Below are 20,414 nucleotides of genomic sequence, written 5' to 3'. Positions count from 1 at the left end.
CGGCTCAGGCCGGGGCCGCGCGGTGGTGGTCACCGCGCGGCCCCGGCCCGTCGATCGCCTCCCGGCGCGCCCGGACGGCTCCCCGAGCGTTCCCCGGGCCCCCGGGGTCCCCCGGGCGTCTCCGTGGTCGCCTTCGGACGCCTTCGAGGTCCCGGTCCCTTCGGCGTCCCGATTCCTTCGGCGTCCCGATCCCTTCGGACGTCCCGGTCTCTTCGGACAGCCCCTGGAGGACGTCAGCCCTTGCGGGCGGTGACCTCCTCGGTGAGCTGGGGGACGACCTGGAAGAGGTCGCCGACCACGCCGTAGTCCACCAGGTCGAAGATCGGGGCCTCGGCGTCCTTGTTGATCGCCACGATGGTCTTCGAGGTCTGCATGCCCGCCCGGTGCTGGATGGCGCCGGAGATTCCGGAGGCGATGTAGAGCTGCGGCGAGACGGTCTTACCGGTCTGGCCGACCTGGTGGGAGTGCGGGTACCAGCCGGCGTCGACCGCGGCGCGCGAGGCCCCCACGGCGGCGCCCAGGGAGTCGGCCAGCGCCTCGATGACCGCGAAGTTCTCCGCGCCGTTCACACCGCGGCCGCCGGAGACCACGATCGCGGCCTCGGTCAGCTCCGGGCGACCGGTGGACTCGCGCGGGGTGCGTGCGACGACCTTGGTGCCGGTGGCCAGCGCGCCGAAGGTGACGTCCAGCGGCTCGACGGTGCCTGCGGCGGGCGCCGGCTCGACCGGGGCGGAGTTGGGCTTGACGGTGATGACGGGGGTGCCCTTGGTGATACGGGACTTGGTGGTGAACGCCGCCGCGAAGACGGACTGGGTGGCCACCGGGCCGTCGTCGCCGGGCTCCAGGTCGACGGCGTCGGTGATGATGCCGGAGCCGATGCGCACCGCGAGGCGCGCGGCGATCTCCTTGCCCTCGGCCGAGGACGGCACCAGGACGGCGGCCGGAGAGACAGCCTCGTGGGCGGCCTGCAGGGCGTCCACCTTGGGCACGACGAGGTAGTCGGCGAACTGAGGGGCTTCGGCGGTGAGGACCCGCGCCGCGCCGTGCTCGGCGAGCGCGGCGGCGGTGTCCCCGGCGCCGGGGCCGAGGGCGACGGCGACCGGCTCGCCGATCCGGCGGGCCAGGGTCAGCAGTTCCAGGGTGGGCTTGCGGACGGCGCCGTCCACGTGGTCGACGTAGACGAGAACTTCAGCCATGGGATTGCTCTCCTGCGAGTACGAAGTGGCTCGGGCGGGTGAGGGTGCAGCGGCGCGACGGCCGGGCCGCGCTCGGACGGACCTCCGCGCGGCCGGGCTGCGGCTAGATGAACTTCTGCTCCGCAAGGTAGGCGGCCAGCTGCTTGCCGCCCTCGCCCTCGTCCTTGACGATCGTGCCGGCGGTGCGGGCCGGGCGCTCCGTGGCGGAGTCGACCTGCGTCCAGGCGCCCTTGAGGCCGACGTCGTCGGCGTCGATCTCCAGGTCGTCCAGGTCGAGCGCCTCGACCGGCTTCTTCTTGGCGGCCATGATGCCCTTGAAGGACGGGTAGCGGGCCTCACCCGACTGGTCCGTCACCGACACGACCGCGGGCAGGGACGCCTCGAGCTGCTCGGAGGCGGCGTCACCGTCCCTGCGGCCCTTCACGGTGCCGTCCTCGACGGAGACCTCCGACAGGAGGGTGACCTGCGGCACGCCCAGGCGCTCGGCGAGGATCGCGGGGAGCACGCCCATGGTGCCGTCCGTGGAGGCCATGCCGCAGATCACCAGGTCGTAGCCGGTGCGCTCGATGGCCTTGGCGAGCACCAGGGAGGTGCCCATGACATCGGTGCCGTGCAGGTCGTCGTCCTCCACGTGGACGGCCTTGTCGGCGCCCATGGAGAGCGCCTTGCGCAGCGCGTCCTTGGCGTCCTCGCCGCCGACGGTGAGCACGGTGATCTCCGCGTCGTCCGCCTCCTCGGCGATCTGGAGCGCCTGCTCCACCGCGTACTCGTCCAGCTCCGACAGCAGTCCGTCGACGTCGTCACGGTCGACGGTCAGGTCCTCGGCGAAGTGCCGGTCGCCGGTGGCATCGGGCACGTACTTCACACAGACAACGATCCTCAAGCTCACGCCGGCTCTCCTACTGCGTCGTCAATCCTTCGGCTGCCTTCTGCAGGCAGCATAAGCGCCTGAAGCGGCAGATCCCGGTCGGGGCGACCGCGCTTACGAGCGCAATATTACTCGCCAGTACACCCAAGGTGATTCCCCCTGAGCAAGCGCTTTGAACTGTGACGTTCACAACGCTGCGTAACCGAGGAGGCCCGTGCGCCGGCGCGCGGGGCTGCTGTTACGTGCGGGTTCGGCGGGCGGCCAGGGAACTCAGTCGCGCAGCGTGCGGAAGCCGCCCTCGTGGTAGAGCAGGGGCCCGCCGGCGCCCGTGGGGTCGCCGGCGACGGGCTCGGCCAGGACGATGTGGTGGTCGCCGGCGGGCACCCGGGCGCTGATCCGGCAGACCAGCCAGGCCGGCACGTCCGCCAGCACGGGCACGCCCTCGGGGCCCGGGCTCCACCGGGTGGGCGCGGCGAACCGGTCGGCCCCGCTGCGCGCGAAGGTGGCGGCGAGCTCGCGCTGGTGCTCGCCCAGGATGTGCACGCCTATGTGCTCGGCGGTGGAGATCACCGGCCAGCAGGACGCGGTGGCACCGATTCCGAAGGATATGAGCGGGGGTTCCGCGGAGACCGAGGTCAGCGAGGTGGCGGTGAAGCCGACGGGGGTCTCCCCCCGGGCGGTGATCACGGCGACGCCGGCCGCATGGCGGCGGAAGACGGCGCGCAGCAGGTCGGTGGCGGCTGTGGCGGGGAGCCGGGGCGTTTCGAGGCCGGGCGTGGCCGTCATGCGGGTGTCCTTCTGCCGAGGCGGGGAGATGGCCGGTTCCTTGGCTGCTCAGCAGGCCGGACAGCGGGCGCTGGCGGTGCGGGCGAGATCCACGTGGACGCGCGCGTACAGGCGGAGTTCTCCGGGCATGCGCTCAGGCTGACCATCGGTGCCGGGTGCGGTCAAGTCCGCCCGGGCGGGCGCGTGGCGGCTCACCGGGCGCCTGCCGGGGACTGGGTGCCGGGGGATTGCACGGCCTCGCCGAGGGCGGCGATCACATCGGCACGGCGCGGCAGGCCCGTGGCGCGGCGCACCACGCGTCCGGTGGCGTCCAGCACCAGGACGGTGGGCGTACTGCGGATGTCCAGGGCGCGCACCAGGGCGAGCCGGCTCTCGGCGTCCAGGTCGACGTGCACCACGCCGGGCACCATGGCGGCGACGTCGGCGAGCACCCGCCGGGTCGCCGTGCAGGGCCGGCAGAAGGCGGTGGAGAACTGCACGAGGGTGGCGCGCTCCCCCGGCGCACGGCCCAGTTCCGCCGTCCCGAGTCGCTGTGCATCGTTGTCGTGTCCGCGAGGGACCACTCCCGCTCTCCTTCCGCTTGCCGCCGACACCGAGTGCAGCGCACGGCGGCCGCAGAAGATTCCCGGCGCCCCGGACAGGGCCGAGAGGCCCCTGTGCGGGGCCTCTTGCCGACGGCCCTCGGGGGTAACCACGGGCACGGCCGGCCAACGGCACCCGCAGGGGCCCGGGCCTGTCCTCGAACTCCTGTCCGCCGCGCGACGCCCTGCACGCACCTGACGCCGCGCGGCCAGCGCTCCGGGCGAACGAGGGGAGTTCGACGAAGGACCTAGCGCGCCATCTCCTCCTTGAGTGCCGCCACGAACCCGTCGACGTCCTCCTCGGTGGTGTCGTAGGCGCACATCCAGCGCACGTCGCCGGCGGCCTCGTCCCAGAAGTAGAACCTGTACCGCTTGCGGAGGCGCTCGCTCACGTCGTGCGGCAGCCGGGCGAAGACGGCGTTGGCCTGGACGGGGTACAGGATCTCCACGCCGTCGACCGCCCGGACCCCCTCCGCGAGCCGCTGGGCCATGGCGTTGGCGTGCCGGGCGTTGCGCAGCCACAGGTCCTTGGCGAGCAGCGCCTCCAGTTGGACGGAGGCGAAGCGCATCTTGGACGCGAGCTGCATCGACAGCTTGCGCAGGTGTTTCATGTGCCGCACCGCGCCCTGGTTGAGGACGACGACGGCCTCGCCGAAGAGTGCGCCGTTCTTGGTGCCGCCGAAGGAGAGGATGTCCACCCCGGCGGCGTTGGTGAAGGCGCGCATGGGGACGTCGAGCGAGGCCGCGGCGTTGGCGAGGCGCGCGCCGTCCATGTGCACCAGCATGCCGAGCTGGTGGGCGTGGTCGCAGACGGCGCGGATCTCCGCGGGGGTGTAGACGGTGCCCAGCTCGGTGTTCTGGGTGATGGAGACGGCCTGCGGCATGGCGCGGTGTTCGTCCTCGAAACCGAACGCCTGCCGGTCGATCAGCTCCGGCGTCAGCTTGCCGTCGGGGGTGGGCACGGTGAGCAGCTTGAGGCCCGCGACGTGTTCGGGTGCGCCGCACTCGTCGGTGTGCACATGGGCGGACTCGGCGCAGATCACCGCGCCCCAGCGGTCGGTGACGGCCTGGAGGGAGATGACGTTCGCCCCGGTGCCGTTGAAGACGGGGTACGCCTCCGCGGTGGCGCCGAAGTGGCTGCGGACGACCTGCTGGAGGTGGTCGGTGTAGACATCCTCCCCGTAGGCGACCTGGTGCCCGCCGTTGGCGACCGCGAGGGCGGCGAGCACCTCGGGGTGCACGCCGGCGTAGTTGTCGCTGGCGAAGCCGCGTATGTCCGGGTCGTGCCGGCGGCGGGCGTCGGTCCTGGGAGGGTTCACGGCTTCTCGGTGAGCCACAGACGGTTTCCGTTCACTTCACTGGCGGGCCTCTCCCAGATCCCGGCGATGGCGTCGGCCAGCTCCTTGACGTCGGTGAAGCCCGCGAACTTGGCTTTCGGCCGCTCGGCACGCATCGCGTCGTGCACAAGCGCCTTCACCACCAGGATCGCAGCCGCCGCCCGCGGCCCCTGCTCGCCCCCCGCCTTGCGGAAGTCGTCGGCGAGCGCCAGCGTCCAGGCCTCGGCGGCCGCCTTCGCCGCGGAGTAGGCGGCGTTTCCTGCGGTCGGCCGGCTCGCGCCCGCCGCGCTGACGAGGACGTAGCGGCCGCGGTCGCTGCGCGAGAGCGGGGCGTGGAAGGCGAGCGAGGTCTGCTGCACGGTCCTGATCAGCAGCTTCTCCAGTAGGTCCCAGTCGGCCAGATCGGTGTCCGCGAAGGTGGCACCGCCGCGCCAGCCGCCGACCAGGTGGACGAGCCCGTCGACGTGCCCGAAGTCCTTCTCGATGCGCTCCGCCCAGTGGCGGGTGGCCGCGGGGTCGAGCAGGTCGACGGTGTCCCCGGTGACGGTGGCGCCGCCGGCGGCGCCCGCCGCGGCGTCCACCGCCTCCGCCAGGCGCTCGGGGTCGGCGTCGGCGCCCACGACCGTGGCCCCGGCCTCCGCGAGCCTGAGCAGGGTGGCCCGTCCCGCGGGTCCCGCCGCGCCCGCGACCGCGATCACCGCACCGTCGAGTGCCCCGGTACTGCCGTCCATCGTCCTCACCTCCGGCCCCTGGCGGCTCACGCGGCCGCCTTCGCCACGCCCGCCGCCGTGATTCCCTTGGTCGAGGCGATCACTTTCCTGAGCTTCTTGGCAAGCGCTTCGTAGAACATGCTCAGCGGAAACTCGTCCGGGAGCACGTCGTCGACGAGCTTGCGCGGCGGCTGGGAGAGGTCGAGCGCCTCGGGGCCCTTGGCCCAGCGCGAGCCGGGGTGCGGGGCGAGGTAGCGGGAGACCAGCTCGTAGCCCGCGAACCAGTGCACCAGCTTGGGGCGGTCGATGCCGTCCCGGTAGAGCTGCTCGATCTCGGCGCACAGCCGGGTGGTGACCTGGGGGGCACGGTCCCAGTCGATGCTCAGGGTGTTGTCCGTCCAGCGGACGACGTCGTGCTGGTGCAGGTAGGCGAAGAGCAGCTGGCCGCCGAGTCCGTCGTAGTTCCGCACCCGCTGGCCGGTGACGGGGAAGCGGAACATCCGGTCGAAGAGGATCGCGTACTGGACGTCACGCCCCTGGGGGACGCCGTCCGCCGCCAGGGCGCAGGCCTCCCGGAAGGCGGTGAGGTCGCAGCGCAGTTCCTCCAGGCCGTACATCCAGAACGGCTGCCGCTGCTTGATCATGAAGGGGTCGAACGGCAGGTCGCCGTGGCTGTGGGTGCGGTCGTGGATCATGTCCCAGAGCACGAAGGCCTGCTGGCAGCGGTCCTGGTCGCGGATCATCGCGCGGATGTCGTCCGGCAGCCGCAGGCCGAGGACGTCCACGGCCGCGTCGATGACGGTGCGGAAACGGGCGGCCTCGCGGTCGCAGAAGATGCCGCCCCAGCCGAAGCGCTCCGGCGCCTCGCGCACGGCGATGGTCTCCGGGAAGAGCACGGCGGAGTTGGTGTCGTAGCCGGACGTGAAGTCCTCGAAGGTGATCCCGCAGAAGGCAGGGTTGTCGTAACGGGTCCGCTCCAGTTCGGCGAGCCAGTCGGGCCACACCATGCGGAACACGAGCGCCTCCAGGTTGCGGTCCGGGTTGCCGTTCTGCGTGTACATAGGAAAGACGGCGAGGTGCTGGAGGCCGTCCTCGCGTCGTGCGGCGGGCTGGAAGGCGAGCAGCGCGTCGAGGAAGTCCGGGACCTGGAGGCCGCCCTCGACCCACCGCCGCAGGTCGGCGACGAGCGCCTGGTGGTAGGCGGCGTCGTGCGGCAGCAGAGGAGCCAGCCGCTCGATGGCCGAGATGACGCGCTGGACGGCCTCCCGGGCGGTGGCGGGCGACGGGGCGCCCTCGGCGTCGAAATCGATGGAGCCGTCCTTGGACTGCCAGGCCCTGATGTCCTCGACGGCCTGCTTCAGCAGGGGCCAGGCAGGATGCTCCACCACGCGCATGGCCGGAGAAATCCTCTCTTCCTCACGGTACTGCGCAAGCATTTCCGTCATGACCCCTCCTTCACAGCAGAACCTCTTGTGGCACCACGGTATGCGGCCAAGGTCATCGCCACAAGTCGGCCTTCAGGAAATCATCCGGCTCACTGAGCCTACTGCGCCTGTTTTTCCTGCTTGAGAAATGTTTCGCGGATGTTTCTGCGGAAAGGGTTGCACTACCGGCCCAACGCAGCCCGCCCCGCGGGCCGTCCGCGCACGCCTTGTGTCACCCCGTCCGGGACACGCCCACGCATGGGTGAGGCGGCACGGGCGGAAGCCAGGCGCGAGGGCGTCCGGAGGGGCGTGACGCCGGACTTCGGCCACTCACGTCGGAGCGGTTCCCTCTCACAGGAGGGCCATTAGGCTGCCAGCCTGGCCGCGTGAGCACGCTCCCCCTGCTCCCAGCGCCGTTCCGAGCCGGGGACCCCCACCGCCACGCGGGAGCCGAGCCGCCGTCGACGGAAGCGAGTGAACCTTGAACTTCCTCACCATCGGTCATCGTGGAGTCATGGGTGTCGCACCCGAGAACACCCTGCGCTCCTTCATCGCCGCGCAGCACGCCGGCCTCGACGCCATCGAACTCGACCTGCACCTGAGCAAGGACGGCGCCCTCGTCGTCATGCACGACGCGGACGTGGACCGTACGACGGACGGCAAAGGGCCGATCGCCGAGAAGACGCTGGACGAGCTGCGCGCGCTGGACGCCGGCGGCGGCGAGCGCGTCCCGGTCTTCGAGGAGGTGCTGGACGCCGTCACGGCACCGCTGCAGGCCGAGATCAAGGACATCGCGGCGGCCCGGGCGCTCGCGGAGGTGATGGTCCGGCGCGACCTGTGTGCCCGGGTGGAGGTGCTCTCGTTCCACGACGACGCCCTCGCCGAGATGGCACGCCTGGTGCCGGGCGTGCGGACGACGCTCGTCGCGAGCCACTACGGGACGGACGTGGCGCGGCGGGCGACGGACGTGGGGGCGACGGCGCTCGCGCTGGACATCCAGCGGCTCACCCTGGAGGTCGTCGCGGCCGCCAGGAAGGCCGGTCTGAAGGTCTACGGCTGGGTCGTCAACACCCAGGAGCACCTGAGGCTGGTACGCGCGCTGGAGCTGGACGGGGCGACCACCGACTACCCGGAGATCAAGCGCACCGCCCGCTTCACCGCCTGAGCCGTCCGCCCGGGGCGGGGCCCCGGCCCAGGGTGCCCGCCGGCCCGGCCCGCACCGGCGCACCGCCCCCGGCGGCCGTGCTCACACCAGCGGCTTGACCAGCAGCTCGAACTCCAGGTCCGGGCGCTGCGGGATCCCGAACCGCTCGTCGCCGTAGGGGAACGGGCTCGTCGTGCCGGTGCGGCGGTAGCCGCGCCGCTCGTACCAGGCGATCAGGTCGTCGCGCACCGAGATGACGGTCATCTGCATCTCCCGTGCTCCCCAGTCCTCGCGGGCGGTCCGCTCCGCCTCGGCGATGATCGTCTTGCCCAGCCCCGCGCCCTGGAGCGCCGGACGGACCGCGAACATCCCGAAGTAGGCGCTGTCGCCGCGGCGTTCCAGCTGGCAGCAGGCCACGATCTCGCCGTCGCGCTCCACCGCGATCAGACGGCTGGCGGGGCTCTCGATGACCTCCAGCACGCCCTGCGGGTCGGTGCGCTGCCCCTGAAGGATGTCGGCCTCGGTGGTCCAGCCCTTCCTGCTGGAGTCCCCGCGGTAGGCCGACTCGATGAGTGCCACCAGCGCGTCGACGTCGCTGCCGAGCGCATCACGGAAGACGAGTTCGCCGGGGGCGGGGGACGGGGCGGTGGCCATGGGACGATCTCCGAATCTGTACTGTGACGGGACCGCCCGCCGGGGCTCGAGCGCACGATGCGGCGCTCGAAGCGAGGCGGGGCGCACGGCGGAGGCGAGTGCGCGGGGTGAGCGCCTCTGCGGCTCCGTACGGTCGAGTGAGCCTAACCCGGCGGCGCCGCGGCCCGTAAGGTCGGCCCTCATGGTGCATGTATTGAGCAGCAGGACCCTTCTCAGGCCCACCGACCCCGAGCGCTCCCGCACCTTCTACGGGGAGCAGCTCGGCCTTGAGGTCTACCGCGAGTTCGGCACGGGCCCCGAGCGCGGCACCGTCTACTTCCTGGGCGGTGGCTTCCTGGAGGTCTCCGGCCGCTCGGAGCAGCCACCCGCCCCGGGCCTCGGGCTCTGGCTCCAGGTGGCGGACGCGGCGGCGGCCCACGACGAGCTCAGGGCGCGCGGCGTCGAGGTCGCCCGTCCGCCCCGGCGGGAGCCCTGGGGCCTGATCGAAATGTGGATCAAGGATCCGGACGGCTGCGACATCGCGGTCGTGGAAGTCCCCGCGGACCATCCGCTGCGGTACCGGCCCTGACGGGCCCGGGCCGCCCCCGGTCCGCACCCGGTGGCCGGGACGGGACGTGGGGCGCGGTGAGCGGGGCGTGGGGCGTGGTGATGGGCAGGCGCTCCGGGGGGCGGGGCGCGCGGTGGTGGGGTCGGGGCGCTTGGTGGCGTGCGTGCCGAGGGGATCGGGCAGAGGCGCCCCGTCGGCGCGCGACCGGAGGGCAAGCGCGTGCGCCCTGCGGCGGCTTCCGCACTCTTGTCCGGCGCACTCGCGTGCGGTTCTGCTCCCCCCTTGCACTCCTGTGCGCTCGGTTACGCCGCCCGCCGTGGGGGCATCGCTCACCGGGACACGTCGAGGGGGTGTGCGGTGCACGGACCTGCGCCGGCAGCGTGGCTCGTCGTAGTGGTGTGCGCGACGAGCGGTGCGTACTGCCTGCTGCGGATGCGCGGCACGGTGGGTGCGGAGCGGCACGCCGCGGGCGGGGATGCCCTGATGGGGTTGGGCACCGCGGCGATGGCGGTGCCCGCGGCCGTACTGACCCCGCCGCGGCAGGCGTGGCTCGTCTGCGCGGCGGTCTTCGGCGCCGCGGCGCTGCACGCTGCCTGGTCGGCCCGGCACGACCGCGGCCATCTGCACCATCTGGTCTGCTCCGGTGCCATGGTGTACATGTCCGTGGCCATGGCGGTGATACCGCCGATGCCGGACGGGCGCATGGACCACGGCACGGCGGGCGTGCCCGGAGTGACCGGACCGCTGCTGCTGTACTTCGCCGGGTACGCGCTGTGGGCCGGGATCCGGCTGGTGCCCGCCGCGGCGGCGGCGCCGGCCGTCGCCGCCGCCGGCGGTCCCCCGAGCGGCCCCTCGGCGGGCGGCTGGACGGACCGGCCCGAGCTGGCGCGCGCCTGCCGGATCTGCATGAGCATCGGCATGCTGGCGACCCTGCTCGCGCTGTGACGGTGGAGGGGCGGACACCCCGCGGCCCGGCGGCCGTCCGGCGGCCGTCCGGGGGCCGTCCGGGGGCTGTCCGGGGGCTGTCCGGGGGCTGTCCGGGGGCCGTTGACGGCTGGCGTGGCGTACGTCACACGGCCCGTCATCCCATATCGCGGTCGGTATCCCCGCTCATAGGGTGACGTTCATGATGGTCCCCGTGGCATTGCTGCTGCTCGGCGCGCTGATCGCCGTCGTCGGACCCCGCTTGCTCGCCCGTGCCGACTGGCTGGAGCGCGAGCCCATCGTGGCGCTGTGGGCGTGGCAGTGCGTGGTGGCCGCCGTCCTGCTGTGCTGTGTGCTGTCGATGACGCTGAGCGCATCCGGGGCCTGGCAGGCGGTGCGCGGCCAGGTGTTCGCGCCTGCGCCGCGGCCGGTCGTCGAGGCGTACGCCCTCGAAGCGCCGCGCCCCTGGGCCGCGGCGGTGGCGGTGGCGCTGGCCTGCGGCGGGCTGTGGACGGCCGCGATGCTGGTCCGGGAGATCGTCAGGGCGCGCGCCCGGCGCCGCGTGCGGCGCGCCGAACTGCTCGTGCGGGCACCGCTGCTGCCGGGCGAGGAGCCGGGCAGCGACCGTCTGGTGGTGCTGGAGGGCGACCGCCCCGAGGCCTGGTGGCTGCCGGGAACCCCGCCCCGGCTGGTCATCACGACGGCCGCGCTGCGCCGCCTGAAGGGGCGCCAGCTCGACGCCGTCGTCGCCCACGAGCAGGGCCACGCGCAGGCCAGGCACGACTGGCTGCTGCACTGCTCGGGCGCGTTGGCCGAAGGGTTCCCGCAGGTCCCGGTGTTCGCGGCGTTCCGCAGGGAGATGCACCGGCTGGTCGAGCTGGCCGCGGACGATGTCGCGTCCCGGCGCTTCGGGCGGCTCACGACGGCCCTCGCCCTGGTCGAGCTGAACGAGGACCGGGGCGTCTTCGGCCCCAGTGCCGCCCCCGGCGCCCACCTCCCCCAGCGGGTGAACCGCCTCCTCGCCGCGCAGTCCCGGCTCCCCGCCGTGCACCGCCTGCGTCTCACGGCGGTCGCGGCGCTGGTGCCGGTCATCCCCCTGCTGGTGGCGTTCTGGCCGGGGCTGCGGGCGATGTGACAGCGCCCGCTCACCACTGCGCGCTCCAGCAACGGACGCAGTGGTGGCGCGCCGGCCCGATCACGGTGCTGGCCTTCGGGCCGGAGGCGCGGGCCGCCGCCGGTCTCCAGGATGCGGGCATCCGGGGGCGTGGGTCGCGGGACTGGGCCCTCCCGTCCGGGCCGGCCCCGTGGCGGGGACTCCCCGGGGGGATCCACGCGGCGGAGCTCCGCCGGCGGCGGGGTGCGGTGGGCCGAGCGGCGCCGGCGCCGCTCCCCTGGACCCGGGCTCCCCCTCTGGCGCCCCTCCCCCGGCCGGCCGGATTCCTCCGCCGGGGCCCGTCCCCGGGCGTGGGCACCCGCCCCGGATGGCGCCCGTCGGCGAGGATCACGGCATGCGTCCCGCCACCCCGCCCGGCGCCCCGGCCCGTTCGCGGGCCTCCCGCGCCGTGCTGCTGACCGCGCTCCTGCTGTCGGTGCCCACGGCTCTGCTCGTGGCGCTGGTGGCGGCACGCTGGCAGCCGCTGATGGACTGGGACGCCTCCCTGGCACGCACCGTGCACCGCACCGCGCTGGCCCACCCCGCCCCGACCCGGGCGAGCCGGGTGCTGACCGACTGGGTGTGGGGCCCGTGGCCGACGCGTGCGGCGAGCGCCGTGGTGGCGGGCCTGCTGCTGTGGCTGAGGGCCTGGCGGACGGCGCTGTGGCTGGTCGGGACGGACGTGTGCGGCGGTCTGGTGCAGCACGGCATCAAGGCGGGGGTGGACCGGGCGCGCCCGGTGTGGCGCCACCCGCTGGACTCCGTGGGCTATGAGGCCTTCCCGTCCGCGCACGCGATGACCGCGACCATGGTCTGCGGGGCGCTGCTGTGGGTGCTGCACCTGCGCGGCGGCGACCGGGGAGGGTGGTGGTGGCCCGCCGTCACGCTCGCCGTGGTCAGCGTGGTGGGCGCGGGCGTGACCCGCGTGTGGCTCGGAGTGCACTGGCCCTCCGACGTCCTGGGCGGCTGGCTGCTGGGCGCCCTGCTGGTGGCGCTGGCGGTGCCCCTGTCACCGGCCCGGCGGGACCGCTGAGGCCCGAGGGCAGTCCCTCTCCACACCCCTGCCGTTGCTGTCCCGGCCGGCCAAGGCCTGCGAAACCGGGCAGCGCCCTTGACCGCCGCCCGCCGGTGCCAAAGGATCTTCGTATGGCCACAGGCGTGCTGTTCGACTTCTCGGGGACCCTCTTCCGCGTCGAGCCGGTCGGGACCTGGCTGCGTGCGGTGCTCGACGACTCGGGCACGCGCATGTCCGACGCAGAGGTGGCGCGGGCCGCCGCCCGCCTGGCCGCGGCGGGTGCGCTGCCCGGCGGGTCCACGCCCGAGCGGGTTCCGGAAGAGCTGGCCGGGGCCTGGGCCACCCGGGACAGCACGGCAGCTCTGCACCGCACCGTGTACACGGGCCTGTCCCGCCAGGTGGAGCTGCCGGACCCGGCCCTGCACGACGCCCTGTACGACCGCCATATGAGACCCGAGGCCTGGCGGCCCTACCCGGACGCCGAGCCGGTACTCGCGGAGCTGCACGCGCGCGGTGTGGCAGTGGGCGTGGTCAGCAACGTCGGCTGGGACCTGCGCCCCGTCTTCCGCGCCCACCGCCTCGACGGCTACATCGACACGTACGTCCTGTCCTACGAGCACGGCATCCAGAAGCCGGACGCCCGGATCTTCGAACTCGCCTGCGCGGAGCTGGGGCTACCGCCCCAGGAGGTGCTGATGGTCGGGGACGACCGCAGGGCGGACGGCGGGGCGGCCCGGATCGGCTGCGGCGTCCACTTCGTGGACCACCTGCCGGAGACCGAGCGTCCCGAGGGCCTGCGGCCCGTTCTGGAGCTGGCCGGTGGCTGAACCCGACCGTGCTGCGAGCACCCGACGTGCGGGGCATATGCTTACGGCATATCGCAGACCGGAATAAAGCCGTCCGCATGGACGATCCCCCGCGTCGCCCATGCGGACGGCAGCCTCGCACACCTCTCCCCGAGAGGGGCCCGGTGGCGGGACAGTCTGAGTATATTGGCTGTGGGCCAGTCAACGCAGGAGTTACAGGATGTCCCCTCGAAGCGCATCGGTCAATGAAGAGTTGCGCCGGCGCTCACGGGAGCGACTTCTGCAGGCGGCCCTGGAGTTGGTCAGCGAGCGGGGCTACGACTCCACGACGCTGGCGGGGATCGCCGACCGGGCCGGCTCGGCACGGGGCCTGGTCTCGTACTACTTCCCCGGCAAGCGCCAGCTCGTGCAGTCGGCGGTGCACCGGCTGATGCACCGCACACTGGAGTCGGCCCTGGAGCGCGAGCCGCGCGCGGAGGACGGTCGGGAGCGGATGGCGCGAGCGATTGACGCGATATTGGGCCTCGCCCGGGACCAGCCGGTGCTGATGCGCACTCATATGGCGGGCATCCTGCAGGCCGAGGGATTCGTGCAGTGCCCGGAGCAGCAGCGGCTCGCCGAGTTGCTGCGCGACACGGTCCGGCGGTACGGCTCCACGGCCGTCGACAGCGACTATCCGATGCTCAGGGCGCTGCTGATGGGCGCCGTCTTCGCGGCACTGGTACCCGGCGCCCCGATGCCCTTGCCGACGCTGCGCACCGAGCTGTTCCGGCGCTACCGGCTCGACTGGGAACTGGGCTCGCCGCCCGGGGAGCCCGCAGCGGAGGACGGCGAGCGGAAGCCCGCGGACCTGTCCGTGTTCTTCGACCCGCGCCCGGTGGCCGAGGGGCGGGCTTAGCTCGGCGCGCCGTTCCAGGCCACCGGCGTGACCCACCCGACCCGCGATGTGACTCTTCCCGGATTCGAGCACTGCACGTCGATCGCCGACGACCTGCGCGTGGAGCACAATCGGCTGACGTGACCAAGGGCCAGCAGATGAAGCAGGGGGATCAAACCACCGGGGCCGCCCCTCTCTCCGGCTTCCGCCGTCCGCGCTCGCCGCCCGTGCTCGCGGTCCCAGCCCGTCGTCGTCCCTCGTCCAGGGTGCTCCGAGCTCCGTGCCTACTGCCGCCCAGGACGACACCACCGGCCGAGTGATCTTCCGGAATGGTCCGCTCACCAATGTCAGAGAGTGGCCGTAAGGTCACCGGGTGAAAGCCACTCAGGGGATTTTCCGGGCGGAGGATGCGACAGGAATGCGGACACGCCATATCGGTGCTGTCGAGGTCAGCGCGGTGGGCCTCGGAGCCATGAACCTGTCGATCGAGGGTAGGCCCGAGGAGGCACGCGCGATCGCCACCATCCACGCGGCGATCGACGCCGGTGTGAACCTGATCGACACGGCCGACTCGTATCACCTGGCCGGACACGACGAGGTGGGGCACAACGAGAAACTGATCGCGAAGGCACTGTCCTCGCACAGTCTCGGGTCCGAGGTACTGGTCGCCACCAAGGGTGGTCACATGCGCCCCGATCTCAACCCGGGCCCGTACATCTGGCCCGTGAACGGGCGGCCCGAGCACATCAAGGCGGCCTGTGAGGCCTCGCTCAAGCGGCTGGGTGGAGAGGCGATCGGCCTGTACTTCCTGCACCGTACCGACAAGGACGTCCCGTACGCGGACTCCGTCGGTGCGATCCGCGACCTGCTCGATGACGGCAAGATCCGGATGGCCGGCATCTCCAACGCCGATCCCGCCCAGATCGAGCTCGCCAATGAGGTCCTGGGCGGACGGCTCGCCGCGGTGCAGAACCAGTTCGCCCCTGGCTTTCGATCCAGTGAACCCGAGCTGGAACGGTGCGACGCGATGGGTGTCGCGTTCCTGCCCTGGGGCCCGTTCGGCGGCGTCTCCCGGTCGGGCGACGGCAGCGACGTCCACGACCGGTTCGCCCGGGTGGCGCAGGCACACGGGGTGAGCCGCCAGCAGGTCATCTTGGCGTGGATGCTCGCCAAGTCACCGATGGTCATCCCGATCCCTGGTTCCACGCGTCCGGAGACCGCACGCGACTCCGCGGCAGCGGCTGACCTCGTGTTGGACGACGCCGAACTCAGGGAACTCGACACCGTCTGAGGCTCCGTATACCCGGGCCTGCACCCAGAGCCGTCGGCGACCCTGCGCAGTCCAGTCCCCGGGTCTCTTCGCCATCGCCACCAGCGCCGGAATCCGCCACGCCCACGTCCCAGACCGCGCCGCCACGACCAGAACATGGTCAGCGTGACGATGGGCGCCCCGCACTTTCCCGGCCCCGATCGCGCGACCCCGATCGCGCGACCACCCATCCGAGCACAAGGGCGCGGCAAGAGCCGAGGCTCAGGCGTGCCGTTGCCCGGGCGTCCGCGTACGGCAACAGGTGCCCCAGCGTCGGAAACCTCGCCTGAGCGTCGGAAACATCGGCTGAACGGCACCGGCCAGCTCCGGCCCCCACAGACGACACCATGCTTGGCGCGAGCCTCGATCGAGCCGCCCCCGCCACGGATCTGGATGTTGATCACGGTCCGGGCCCCATGGCCCGAGATCCGCCGAGCCCAGAGGCCCGCGCCCCGTTCAAGGACCGCTCACAGCGTGTCGCCCGTCACCAACGTCCCCGGACAGCACACCAACGTCCCCGGACAGCACACCTACGCCCCCGGACAGCACACCTAGCGCGGCGCGCCGGCTTCCGGGGCCACCGCACGTCCGGCCTGCCGCTCAGCGGCGTCCAGGACGCTGTCGAGCAGGCCGGGAAAGAGCGCGTCCAGATCGGACCTGCGCAGTACGTTCATCTTGGCGGTCCCCCGGTAGGCCTGCCGGATCACCCCGTTCTCCCGCAGCACCCGGAAATGGTGCGTCGTGGTGGACTTGGTGACGGGCAGCTCGAAGGTGCCGCAGGGCAGTTCGCCGTCGCGGGCCGCCAGCTCCCGGACCACCCTCAGGCGCATGGGGTCGGACAGGGCGTGCAGCACGCCCTCCAGCCGGATGGCCTCGCGGGCCGGGTGGGCCAGGGCCCGGCTGCCGGATGGTGCGGTGGTCACGGCGGCTCCACTTCGTCGGCGATCTAAGGATGGACGGTTCTTCCGGAGTGCGCGGTTCTTCGGCGCTGTGCGATGCGCCGGCGGTGGGGGGGGTCGCGGGCGACGACGGCTCGCCGGAGCGATGAGCGGTTTCCGGGGGTCGCTCCATGCGCATTGTACGAGACTCATCGTAGTTTGACATTCGCCGTACTACGAAGAGTATCGTCCATGCAGGTTGCCCCAGGAGAGCGCCGGGGCGGCCGCTGTGTCGCCCCCGATTCGAGGAGTCCGCCGTGAGCGCCTTGTTCGAGCCCTGCACGCTGCGTTCGCTGACCGTGCCGAACCGCGTCTGGATGTCGCCGATGTGCCAGTACAGCGCCGCCGCCGAGGGGCCCGAGCAGGGGGCGCCGAGGGACTGGCACTTCCAGCACCTGGCCGCACGGGCGGTCGGCGGTGCCGGCCTGATCCTCGCCGAGGCCACCGCGGTGAGCCCCGAGGGCCGGATCAGCCCCTACGACCTCGGCCTGTGGAACGGCACCCAGACGGAGGCGTTCCGGCGGATCACCGCCTTCCTGAAGGAGCAGGGCAGCGTTCCCGGGGTTCAGCTCGCCCACGCGGGCCGCAAGGCCTCGACCAACGCCCCCTGGAACGGCGGCGGCCCGCTCGGCGAGGACGAGGGCGGCTGGCCGGTGGTGGGGCCGAGCCCGCTGGCGTTCGACGAGGGGCACCCGGTTCCCGTGGAGCTGACCACCGACCAGATCCGCGAGATCACGGGGCAGTTCGCCGCGGCCGCCCTGCGGGCCCTGGACGCCGGTTTCGAGGTGGTCGAGGTGCACGGCGCGCACGGCTACCTGCTCAGCGAGTTCGTCTCCCCGTACTCCAACCACCGCACCGACGAGTACGGCGGCTCCTTCGAGAACCGCACCCGCTTCCCCCTGGAGGTCGTGGACGCGATCCGCGCGGTGTGGCCCGCGGACAAGCCGGTGTTCTACCGGGTCACCGCCACCGACTGGCTGGAGGAGGGCGGCTGGACCGCCGACGACACCGTCCGCTTCGCCGCCCTGCTCCGCGACCACGGCGTGGATCTCCTGGACGTCTCCTCGGGCGGCAACGCCCCGGGGGTACGCATCCCCGTGGGCCCCGGCTACCAGGTGCCCTTCGCCGCCCGGGTCAGGAACGAGACCGGGATGCCGGTCGCCGCGGTCGGGATGATCACGGAGTCCGACCAGGCGGAGAAGATCGTGTCCGGCGGCGAGGCCGACGCGGTGCTGCTCGGCCGGGAGTTGCTGCGCGACCCGTACTGGCCGCGGCACGCGGCGCAGCAGCTCGGCGCCCCCGCGCACGTACCGGACCAGTACCTGCGGTCCGTCTGAGGCGGTTGGGCGGCCTGTCCCGGGCCCGTCTGGGAGGTCTGCCCGCCTGGAGTGCGCCCGCCTTGGAGGTGCCGTCCCGCCTGGGGCGGTTGCCCCGGTGGTGGTTGCCGTCCGGGGTTGGCTGCCGCCCCAGGGATTGCTGCCGCCCGGGGCCGGCTGCCGTCGTCCTGGGGCGGTTTGCCGGGGGCCGTTGGGGTCCGCGGGGCCGGGCGGCCGGGCCTTGCGAGGGCGTGCCCGCCCGGGCTGGTTGCCGGGGTGCCGCTCGCCCGGACCGGCGCCCGGCCGCGGGTGTCGTCCATCGGCCCCGGCCGGGCCCCGGGGGCCTCCCGAGTCCGTGGGCACGCCCGTGTGCGCCGGTGGGCTAGCGTCGGTGCTGTGAACGGTGCAGGCACTTTCGCGGACGCGCTCGCCCGGGGTCCTCTCGTGCTCGACGGCGGCCTGTCGAACCAACTGGAGGCCGCGGGACACGACCTGGGCGACGCGCTCTGGTCGGCACGGCTGCTCGCGGACCGGCCGGAGGCGATCACCGCGGCCCACCGCGCCTACGCGGACGCGGGCGCCGATGTGCTGATCACGGCCAGCTACCAGGCCACCTTCGAGGGCTTCGAGCGGCGCGGCATCGACTGCGCGCGGGCTGCGGAGCTGCTGCGACTGAGCGTCCGGCTGGCCCGTGCCGCGGTGCGCGGTGTCCCGGGCCGTCCGCGGTGGGTGGCGGCCTCCGCCGGGCCCTACGGGGCCATGCTCGCGGACGGCTCCGAGTACCGCGGCCGGTACGGACTGAGCGTGCCGGAGCTGGTGCGTTTCCACCGACCCCGGCTGGCGGCCCTCGCCGAGGCGGGGCCGGACGTGTTCGCGCTGGAGACCGTGCCGGACGTCGACGAGGCCCGGGCGCTGCTGCGTGCGGTGCGCGGACTCGGGGTGCCCGCCTGGCTGTCCTACAGCGTCGCGGAGGGCCGGACGCGGGCCGGGCAGCCCCTGGACGAGGCCTTCGCGGTGGCGGCCGCGGCGGACGAGGTGGTCGCGGTCGGGGTGAACTGCTGCTCGCCGCAGGACGCGGACGCCGCGGTGCCGCTGGCCGCCGAGATCACCGGCAAGCCCGTCGTCGTCTACCCGAACAGCGGCGAGCAGTGGGACCCGGTGGCACGCGCCTGGCGGGGCCCCCGGCGCTTCGCGGCGGGCCGGGCCGGGGCCTGGCGCGCGGCCGGCGCCCGGCTGATCGGCGGCTGCTGCCGGGTGGGCCCCGACGCCATCGCCCAGGTGGCCGCCGAACTCACCGGAACACCGCCCGCCCGCACCGCCCACCCGCGCCCCACCACTCCCCCGCCCCGGCCCGGCCGACCGCTCTGACATGCGGAGGGACACCCTGGTATGCGGAGTGCCGGCGCGCGTCCGGGGTGACTGTCAGTGGCACGGTGCAGACTGACCCGTGGCTGAGACAGCGCATTCCCGGAGGTGGTTCCGTCATGGCCGACGTACTGCTCACGGTGGGCACCAGGAAAGGTCTCTTCATCGCCCGCAGACGTGGCGGCACCTGGGAGTTCGACAAGGCGCCGTACTTCACCGCCCAGGCCGTGTACTCGGTCGCCATCGACACTCGGGGGCCGGTCCCCCGGCTGCTCGCCGGCGGCGACAGCGCCCACTGGGGCCCGTCCGTCTTCCATTCGGACGACCTCGGGCGGACCTGGACAGAGCCGGCGCGGCCGCCCGTCAAGTTCCCCGAGGACACCGGCGCCTCCCTGGAGCGCGTCTGGCAGCTCCACCCTGCCGCCGCCGAGCCGGACGTGGTCTACGCCGGTACCGAGCCCGCCGCGCTGTACCGGTCGGAGGACCGGGGCGAGACCTTCGAGCTGGTGCGCCCGCTGTGGGAGCACCCGACACGCGGGCGGTGGGTGCCGGGCGGCGGCGGGGAGGGGCTGCACACCGTGGTCACCGACCCACGTGACCCCCGGTCGGTGACCGTGGCGGTCTCCGCGGCCGGCGTCTTCCGCACCCACGACGGCGGCGCGAGCTGGACCCCGTCGAACAAGGGCGTGTCCGCCGTCTTCCTGCCGGACCCGGACCCCGAGTTCGGCCAGTGCGTGCACAAGGTCGTCCAGGACGCCGTGGACCCGGACCGCCTCTACCTCCAGAACCACTGGGGCGTCTACCGCAGCGACGACGCGGGCGCGCAGTGGACCGACATCGGCGAGGGTCTGCCGTCCACGTTCGGCTTCGCGGCGGCGGCACATCCGCACCGTGCGGACACCGCGTACCTCTTCCCGATCAACGCCGACTCGGACCGCGTGCCCGCGGGCCGCCGCTGCCGGGTGCACCGCACCGCCGACGCGGGCAGCACCTGGGAGGCGCTCTCCGCCGGGCTCCCCGAGGAGCAGCATTACGGCACGGTACTCAGGGACGCGATGTGCACGGACGACGCCGACCCGGCGGGGGTCTACTTCGGCAACCGCAATGGGGAGGTGTACGCGTCGGCGGACGACGGCGACAGCTGGCGGCAGATCGCTGCGCACTTGCCGGACGTGCTGTGTGTCCGGGCGGCGGTGGTGGGCTGACCACTGTGCGTCCGGGCGGCGGTGGTGGGCTGACCGCCGCCGGCGGAGGCTGCGCGCGTCACGCTCCGGCCGGTGGCCCCGTGCGGGAGGCTGTCCCGTGCGGGGGGCTGTCCCGTGCGGGGGGCTGTCCCGTGCGGGGGGCTGCCACTTCGAGGGTAGCCATGGGGCGGCTCATCGGGGCTGCGCGCACAGTTCCGCGCGCCCCTTGCGGGGCGCTCTGGGCGGAGAGAGGGCCCACTGCACTGCTGTGGGCCTGGGG

20 protein-coding genes are annotated in these 20,414 nt (G+C 73.2%); 11 read left to right on the top strand and 9 right to left on the bottom strand.

The window, feature by feature from the left end:
* Window positions 1-233: 233 nt before the first annotated feature.
* The 7 genes from ACSMXW_RS34775 to ACSMXW_RS34745 all read right to left on the bottom strand — a co-directional run bounded on the left by ACSMXW_RS34775 (window position 234) and on the right by ACSMXW_RS34745 (window position 6,923).
* Complete coding sequence (locus tag ACSMXW_RS34775; RefSeq protein ID WP_485802285.1) at window positions 234-1,196, bottom strand: electron transfer flavoprotein subunit alpha/FixB family protein; 963 nt, start codon at window positions 1,194-1,196, stop codon at window positions 234-236.
* Window positions 1,197-1,299: 103 nt separating this feature from the next.
* Complete coding sequence (locus ACSMXW_RS34770; RefSeq protein WP_485802284.1) at window positions 1,300-2,085, bottom strand: electron transfer flavoprotein subunit beta/FixA family protein; 786 nt, start codon at window positions 2,083-2,085, stop codon at window positions 1,300-1,302.
* A 249-nt stretch (window positions 2,086-2,334) separates the two neighbouring features.
* Window positions 2,335-2,850: a flavin reductase family protein gene (locus tag ACSMXW_RS34765; RefSeq protein ID WP_485802282.1), complete on the bottom strand. Its 516-nt coding sequence runs from the start codon at window positions 2,848-2,850 to the stop codon at window positions 2,335-2,337.
* Window positions 2,851-3,041: 191 nt separating this feature from the next.
* A complete protein-coding gene (locus ACSMXW_RS34760) occupies window positions 3,042-3,443 on the bottom strand; it encodes a TlpA family protein disulfide reductase (protein ID WP_485802280.1) in 402 nt (133 codons plus the stop codon).
* Between the two features lie 236 nt (window positions 3,444-3,679).
* Window positions 3,680-4,750: a threonine aldolase family protein gene (locus tag ACSMXW_RS34755; protein WP_485802278.1), complete on the bottom strand. Its 1,071-nt coding sequence runs from the start codon at window positions 4,748-4,750 to the stop codon at window positions 3,680-3,682.
* The gene (locus tag ACSMXW_RS34750) at window positions 4,747-5,499 is read right to left on the bottom strand and encodes an SDR family NAD(P)-dependent oxidoreductase (RefSeq protein ID WP_485802276.1); all 753 of its coding nucleotides are present in this window, start codon (window positions 5,497-5,499) and stop codon (window positions 4,747-4,749) included. The genes ACSMXW_RS34755 and ACSMXW_RS34750 overlap by 4 nt, the downstream gene beginning before the upstream one ends.
* Before the next feature lie 26 nt (window positions 5,500-5,525).
* Window positions 5,526-6,923 carry a DUF6421 family protein gene (locus tag ACSMXW_RS34745; RefSeq protein WP_485802275.1) on the bottom strand — a complete coding sequence of 466 codons (1,398 nt, stop codon included), beginning with the start codon at window positions 6,921-6,923 and terminating at the stop codon, window positions 5,526-5,528.
* Window positions 6,924-7,383: 460 nt separating this feature from the next.
* Here ACSMXW_RS34745 and ACSMXW_RS34740 point away from each other — a divergent pair, with 460 nt between their 5' ends.
* Complete coding sequence (locus ACSMXW_RS34740; protein ID WP_485802273.1) at window positions 7,384-8,067, top strand: glycerophosphodiester phosphodiesterase; 684 nt, start codon at window positions 7,384-7,386, stop codon at window positions 8,065-8,067.
* 81 nt (window positions 8,068-8,148) lie between these two features.
* On the opposite strand, the gene ACSMXW_RS34735 is transcribed toward ACSMXW_RS34740, so the two are convergent.
* Entirely contained in the window at window positions 8,149-8,700 is a 552-nt protein-coding gene (locus ACSMXW_RS34735; RefSeq protein ID WP_485802272.1) for a GNAT family N-acetyltransferase, read from the bottom strand.
* Window positions 8,701-8,881: 181 nt separating this feature from the next.
* Here ACSMXW_RS34735 and ACSMXW_RS34730 point away from each other — a divergent pair, with 181 nt between their 5' ends.
* The 7 genes from ACSMXW_RS34730 (at window position 8,882) to ACSMXW_RS34700 (ending at window position 15,313) form a co-directional block, all read left to right on the top strand.
* Window positions 8,882-9,268 carry a VOC family protein gene (locus ACSMXW_RS34730; protein WP_485802270.1) on the top strand — a complete coding sequence of 129 codons (387 nt, stop codon included), beginning with the start codon at window positions 8,882-8,884 and terminating at the stop codon, window positions 9,266-9,268.
* Between the two features lie 336 nt (window positions 9,269-9,604).
* The gene (locus tag ACSMXW_RS34725; RefSeq protein WP_485802268.1) at window positions 9,605-10,192 is read left to right on the top strand and encodes a DUF5134 domain-containing protein; all 588 of its coding nucleotides are present in this window, start codon (window positions 9,605-9,607) and stop codon (window positions 10,190-10,192) included.
* Between the two features lie 181 nt (window positions 10,193-10,373).
* A complete protein-coding gene (locus ACSMXW_RS34720) occupies window positions 10,374-11,306 on the top strand; it encodes a M56 family metallopeptidase (RefSeq protein ID WP_485802266.1) in 933 nt (310 codons plus the stop codon).
* A gap of 373 nt (window positions 11,307-11,679) precedes the next feature.
* Window positions 11,680-12,357, top strand: a complete 678-nt coding sequence (locus ACSMXW_RS34715; protein WP_485802264.1) for a phosphatase PAP2 family protein — start codon at window positions 11,680-11,682, stop codon at window positions 12,355-12,357.
* Between the two features lie 113 nt (window positions 12,358-12,470).
* The gene (locus tag ACSMXW_RS34710) at window positions 12,471-13,166 is read left to right on the top strand and encodes an HAD family hydrolase (protein WP_485802263.1); all 696 of its coding nucleotides are present in this window, start codon (window positions 12,471-12,473) and stop codon (window positions 13,164-13,166) included.
* Window positions 13,167-13,365: 199 nt separating this feature from the next.
* Window positions 13,366-14,043, top strand: coding sequence for a TetR/AcrR family transcriptional regulator (locus tag ACSMXW_RS34705; RefSeq protein ID WP_485802261.1), 678 nt, complete (start codon window positions 13,366-13,368; stop codon window positions 14,041-14,043).
* 397 nt (window positions 14,044-14,440) lie between these two features.
* On the top strand, window positions 14,441-15,313 hold the full coding sequence (locus ACSMXW_RS34700) for an aldo/keto reductase (RefSeq protein WP_485802259.1): 873 nt from the start codon (window positions 14,441-14,443) through the stop codon (window positions 15,311-15,313).
* 569 nt (window positions 15,314-15,882) lie between these two features.
* Here ACSMXW_RS34700 and ACSMXW_RS34695 read toward each other — a convergent pair.
* The gene (locus ACSMXW_RS34695; protein WP_485802257.1) at window positions 15,883-16,254 is read right to left on the bottom strand and encodes an ArsR/SmtB family transcription factor; all 372 of its coding nucleotides are present in this window, start codon (window positions 16,252-16,254) and stop codon (window positions 15,883-15,885) included.
* Window positions 16,255-16,526: 272 nt separating this feature from the next.
* On the opposite strand from ACSMXW_RS34695, the gene ACSMXW_RS34690 reads away from it, so the two are divergent.
* From ACSMXW_RS34690 to ACSMXW_RS34680, 3 genes are all read left to right on the top strand, one after another.
* Window positions 16,527-17,606: an NADH:flavin oxidoreductase/NADH oxidase gene (locus ACSMXW_RS34690; RefSeq protein WP_485802255.1), complete on the top strand. Its 1,080-nt coding sequence runs from the start codon at window positions 16,527-16,529 to the stop codon at window positions 17,604-17,606.
* Between the two features lie 375 nt (window positions 17,607-17,981).
* Complete coding sequence (gene mmuM / locus ACSMXW_RS34685) at window positions 17,982-18,953, top strand: homocysteine S-methyltransferase (protein ID WP_485802253.1); 972 nt, start codon at window positions 17,982-17,984, stop codon at window positions 18,951-18,953.
* A gap of 116 nt (window positions 18,954-19,069) precedes the next feature.
* Window positions 19,070-20,155, top strand: a complete 1,086-nt coding sequence (locus tag ACSMXW_RS34680) for a WD40/YVTN/BNR-like repeat-containing protein (protein WP_485802251.1) — start codon at window positions 19,070-19,072, stop codon at window positions 20,153-20,155.
* Window positions 20,156-20,414 lie beyond the last annotated feature (259 nt).

This window comes from Streptomyces sp. DSM 116793 (assembly GCF_057320905.1).
The sequence above is the reverse complement of the archived record's forward strand: the minus strand, read 5'-3'. Positions and strand labels throughout refer to the sequence as shown.

What these genes read in the sequence shown, in the direction of transcription:
- ACSMXW_RS34775 (WP_485802285.1), bottom strand. Translation starts at nt 1,196, where the DNA reads ATGGCTGAAGTTCTCGTCTACGTCGACCACGTGGACGGCGCCGTCCGC.
- ACSMXW_RS34765 (WP_485802282.1), bottom strand. Translation starts at nt 2,850, where the DNA reads ATGACGGCCACGCCCGGCCTCGAAACGCCCCGGCTCCCCGCCACAGCC.
- ACSMXW_RS34750 (WP_485802276.1), bottom strand. Translation starts at nt 5,499, where the DNA reads ATGGACGGCAGTACCGGGGCACTCGACGGTGCGGTGATCGCGGTCGCG.
- ACSMXW_RS34745 (WP_485802275.1), bottom strand. Translation starts at nt 6,923, where the DNA reads ATGACGGAAATGCTTGCGCAGTACCGTGAGGAAGAGAGGATTTCTCCG.
- ACSMXW_RS34735 (WP_485802272.1), bottom strand. Translation starts at nt 8,700, where the DNA reads ATGGCCACCGCCCCGTCCCCCGCCCCCGGCGAACTCGTCTTCCGTGAT.
- ACSMXW_RS34730 (WP_485802270.1), top strand. Translation starts at nt 8,882, where the DNA reads ATGGTGCATGTATTGAGCAGCAGGACCCTTCTCAGGCCCACCGACCCC.
- ACSMXW_RS34720 (WP_485802266.1), top strand. Translation starts at nt 10,374, where the DNA reads ATGATGGTCCCCGTGGCATTGCTGCTGCTCGGCGCGCTGATCGCCGTC.
- ACSMXW_RS34715 (WP_485802264.1), top strand. Translation starts at nt 11,680, where the DNA reads ATGCGTCCCGCCACCCCGCCCGGCGCCCCGGCCCGTTCGCGGGCCTCC.
- ACSMXW_RS34710 (WP_485802263.1), top strand. Translation starts at nt 12,471, where the DNA reads ATGGCCACAGGCGTGCTGTTCGACTTCTCGGGGACCCTCTTCCGCGTC.
- ACSMXW_RS34705 (WP_485802261.1), top strand. Translation starts at nt 13,366, where the DNA reads ATGTCCCCTCGAAGCGCATCGGTCAATGAAGAGTTGCGCCGGCGCTCA.
- ACSMXW_RS34700 (WP_485802259.1), top strand. Translation starts at nt 14,441, where the DNA reads ATGCGGACACGCCATATCGGTGCTGTCGAGGTCAGCGCGGTGGGCCTC.
- ACSMXW_RS34680 (WP_485802251.1), top strand. Translation starts at nt 19,070, where the DNA reads ATGGCCGACGTACTGCTCACGGTGGGCACCAGGAAAGGTCTCTTCATC.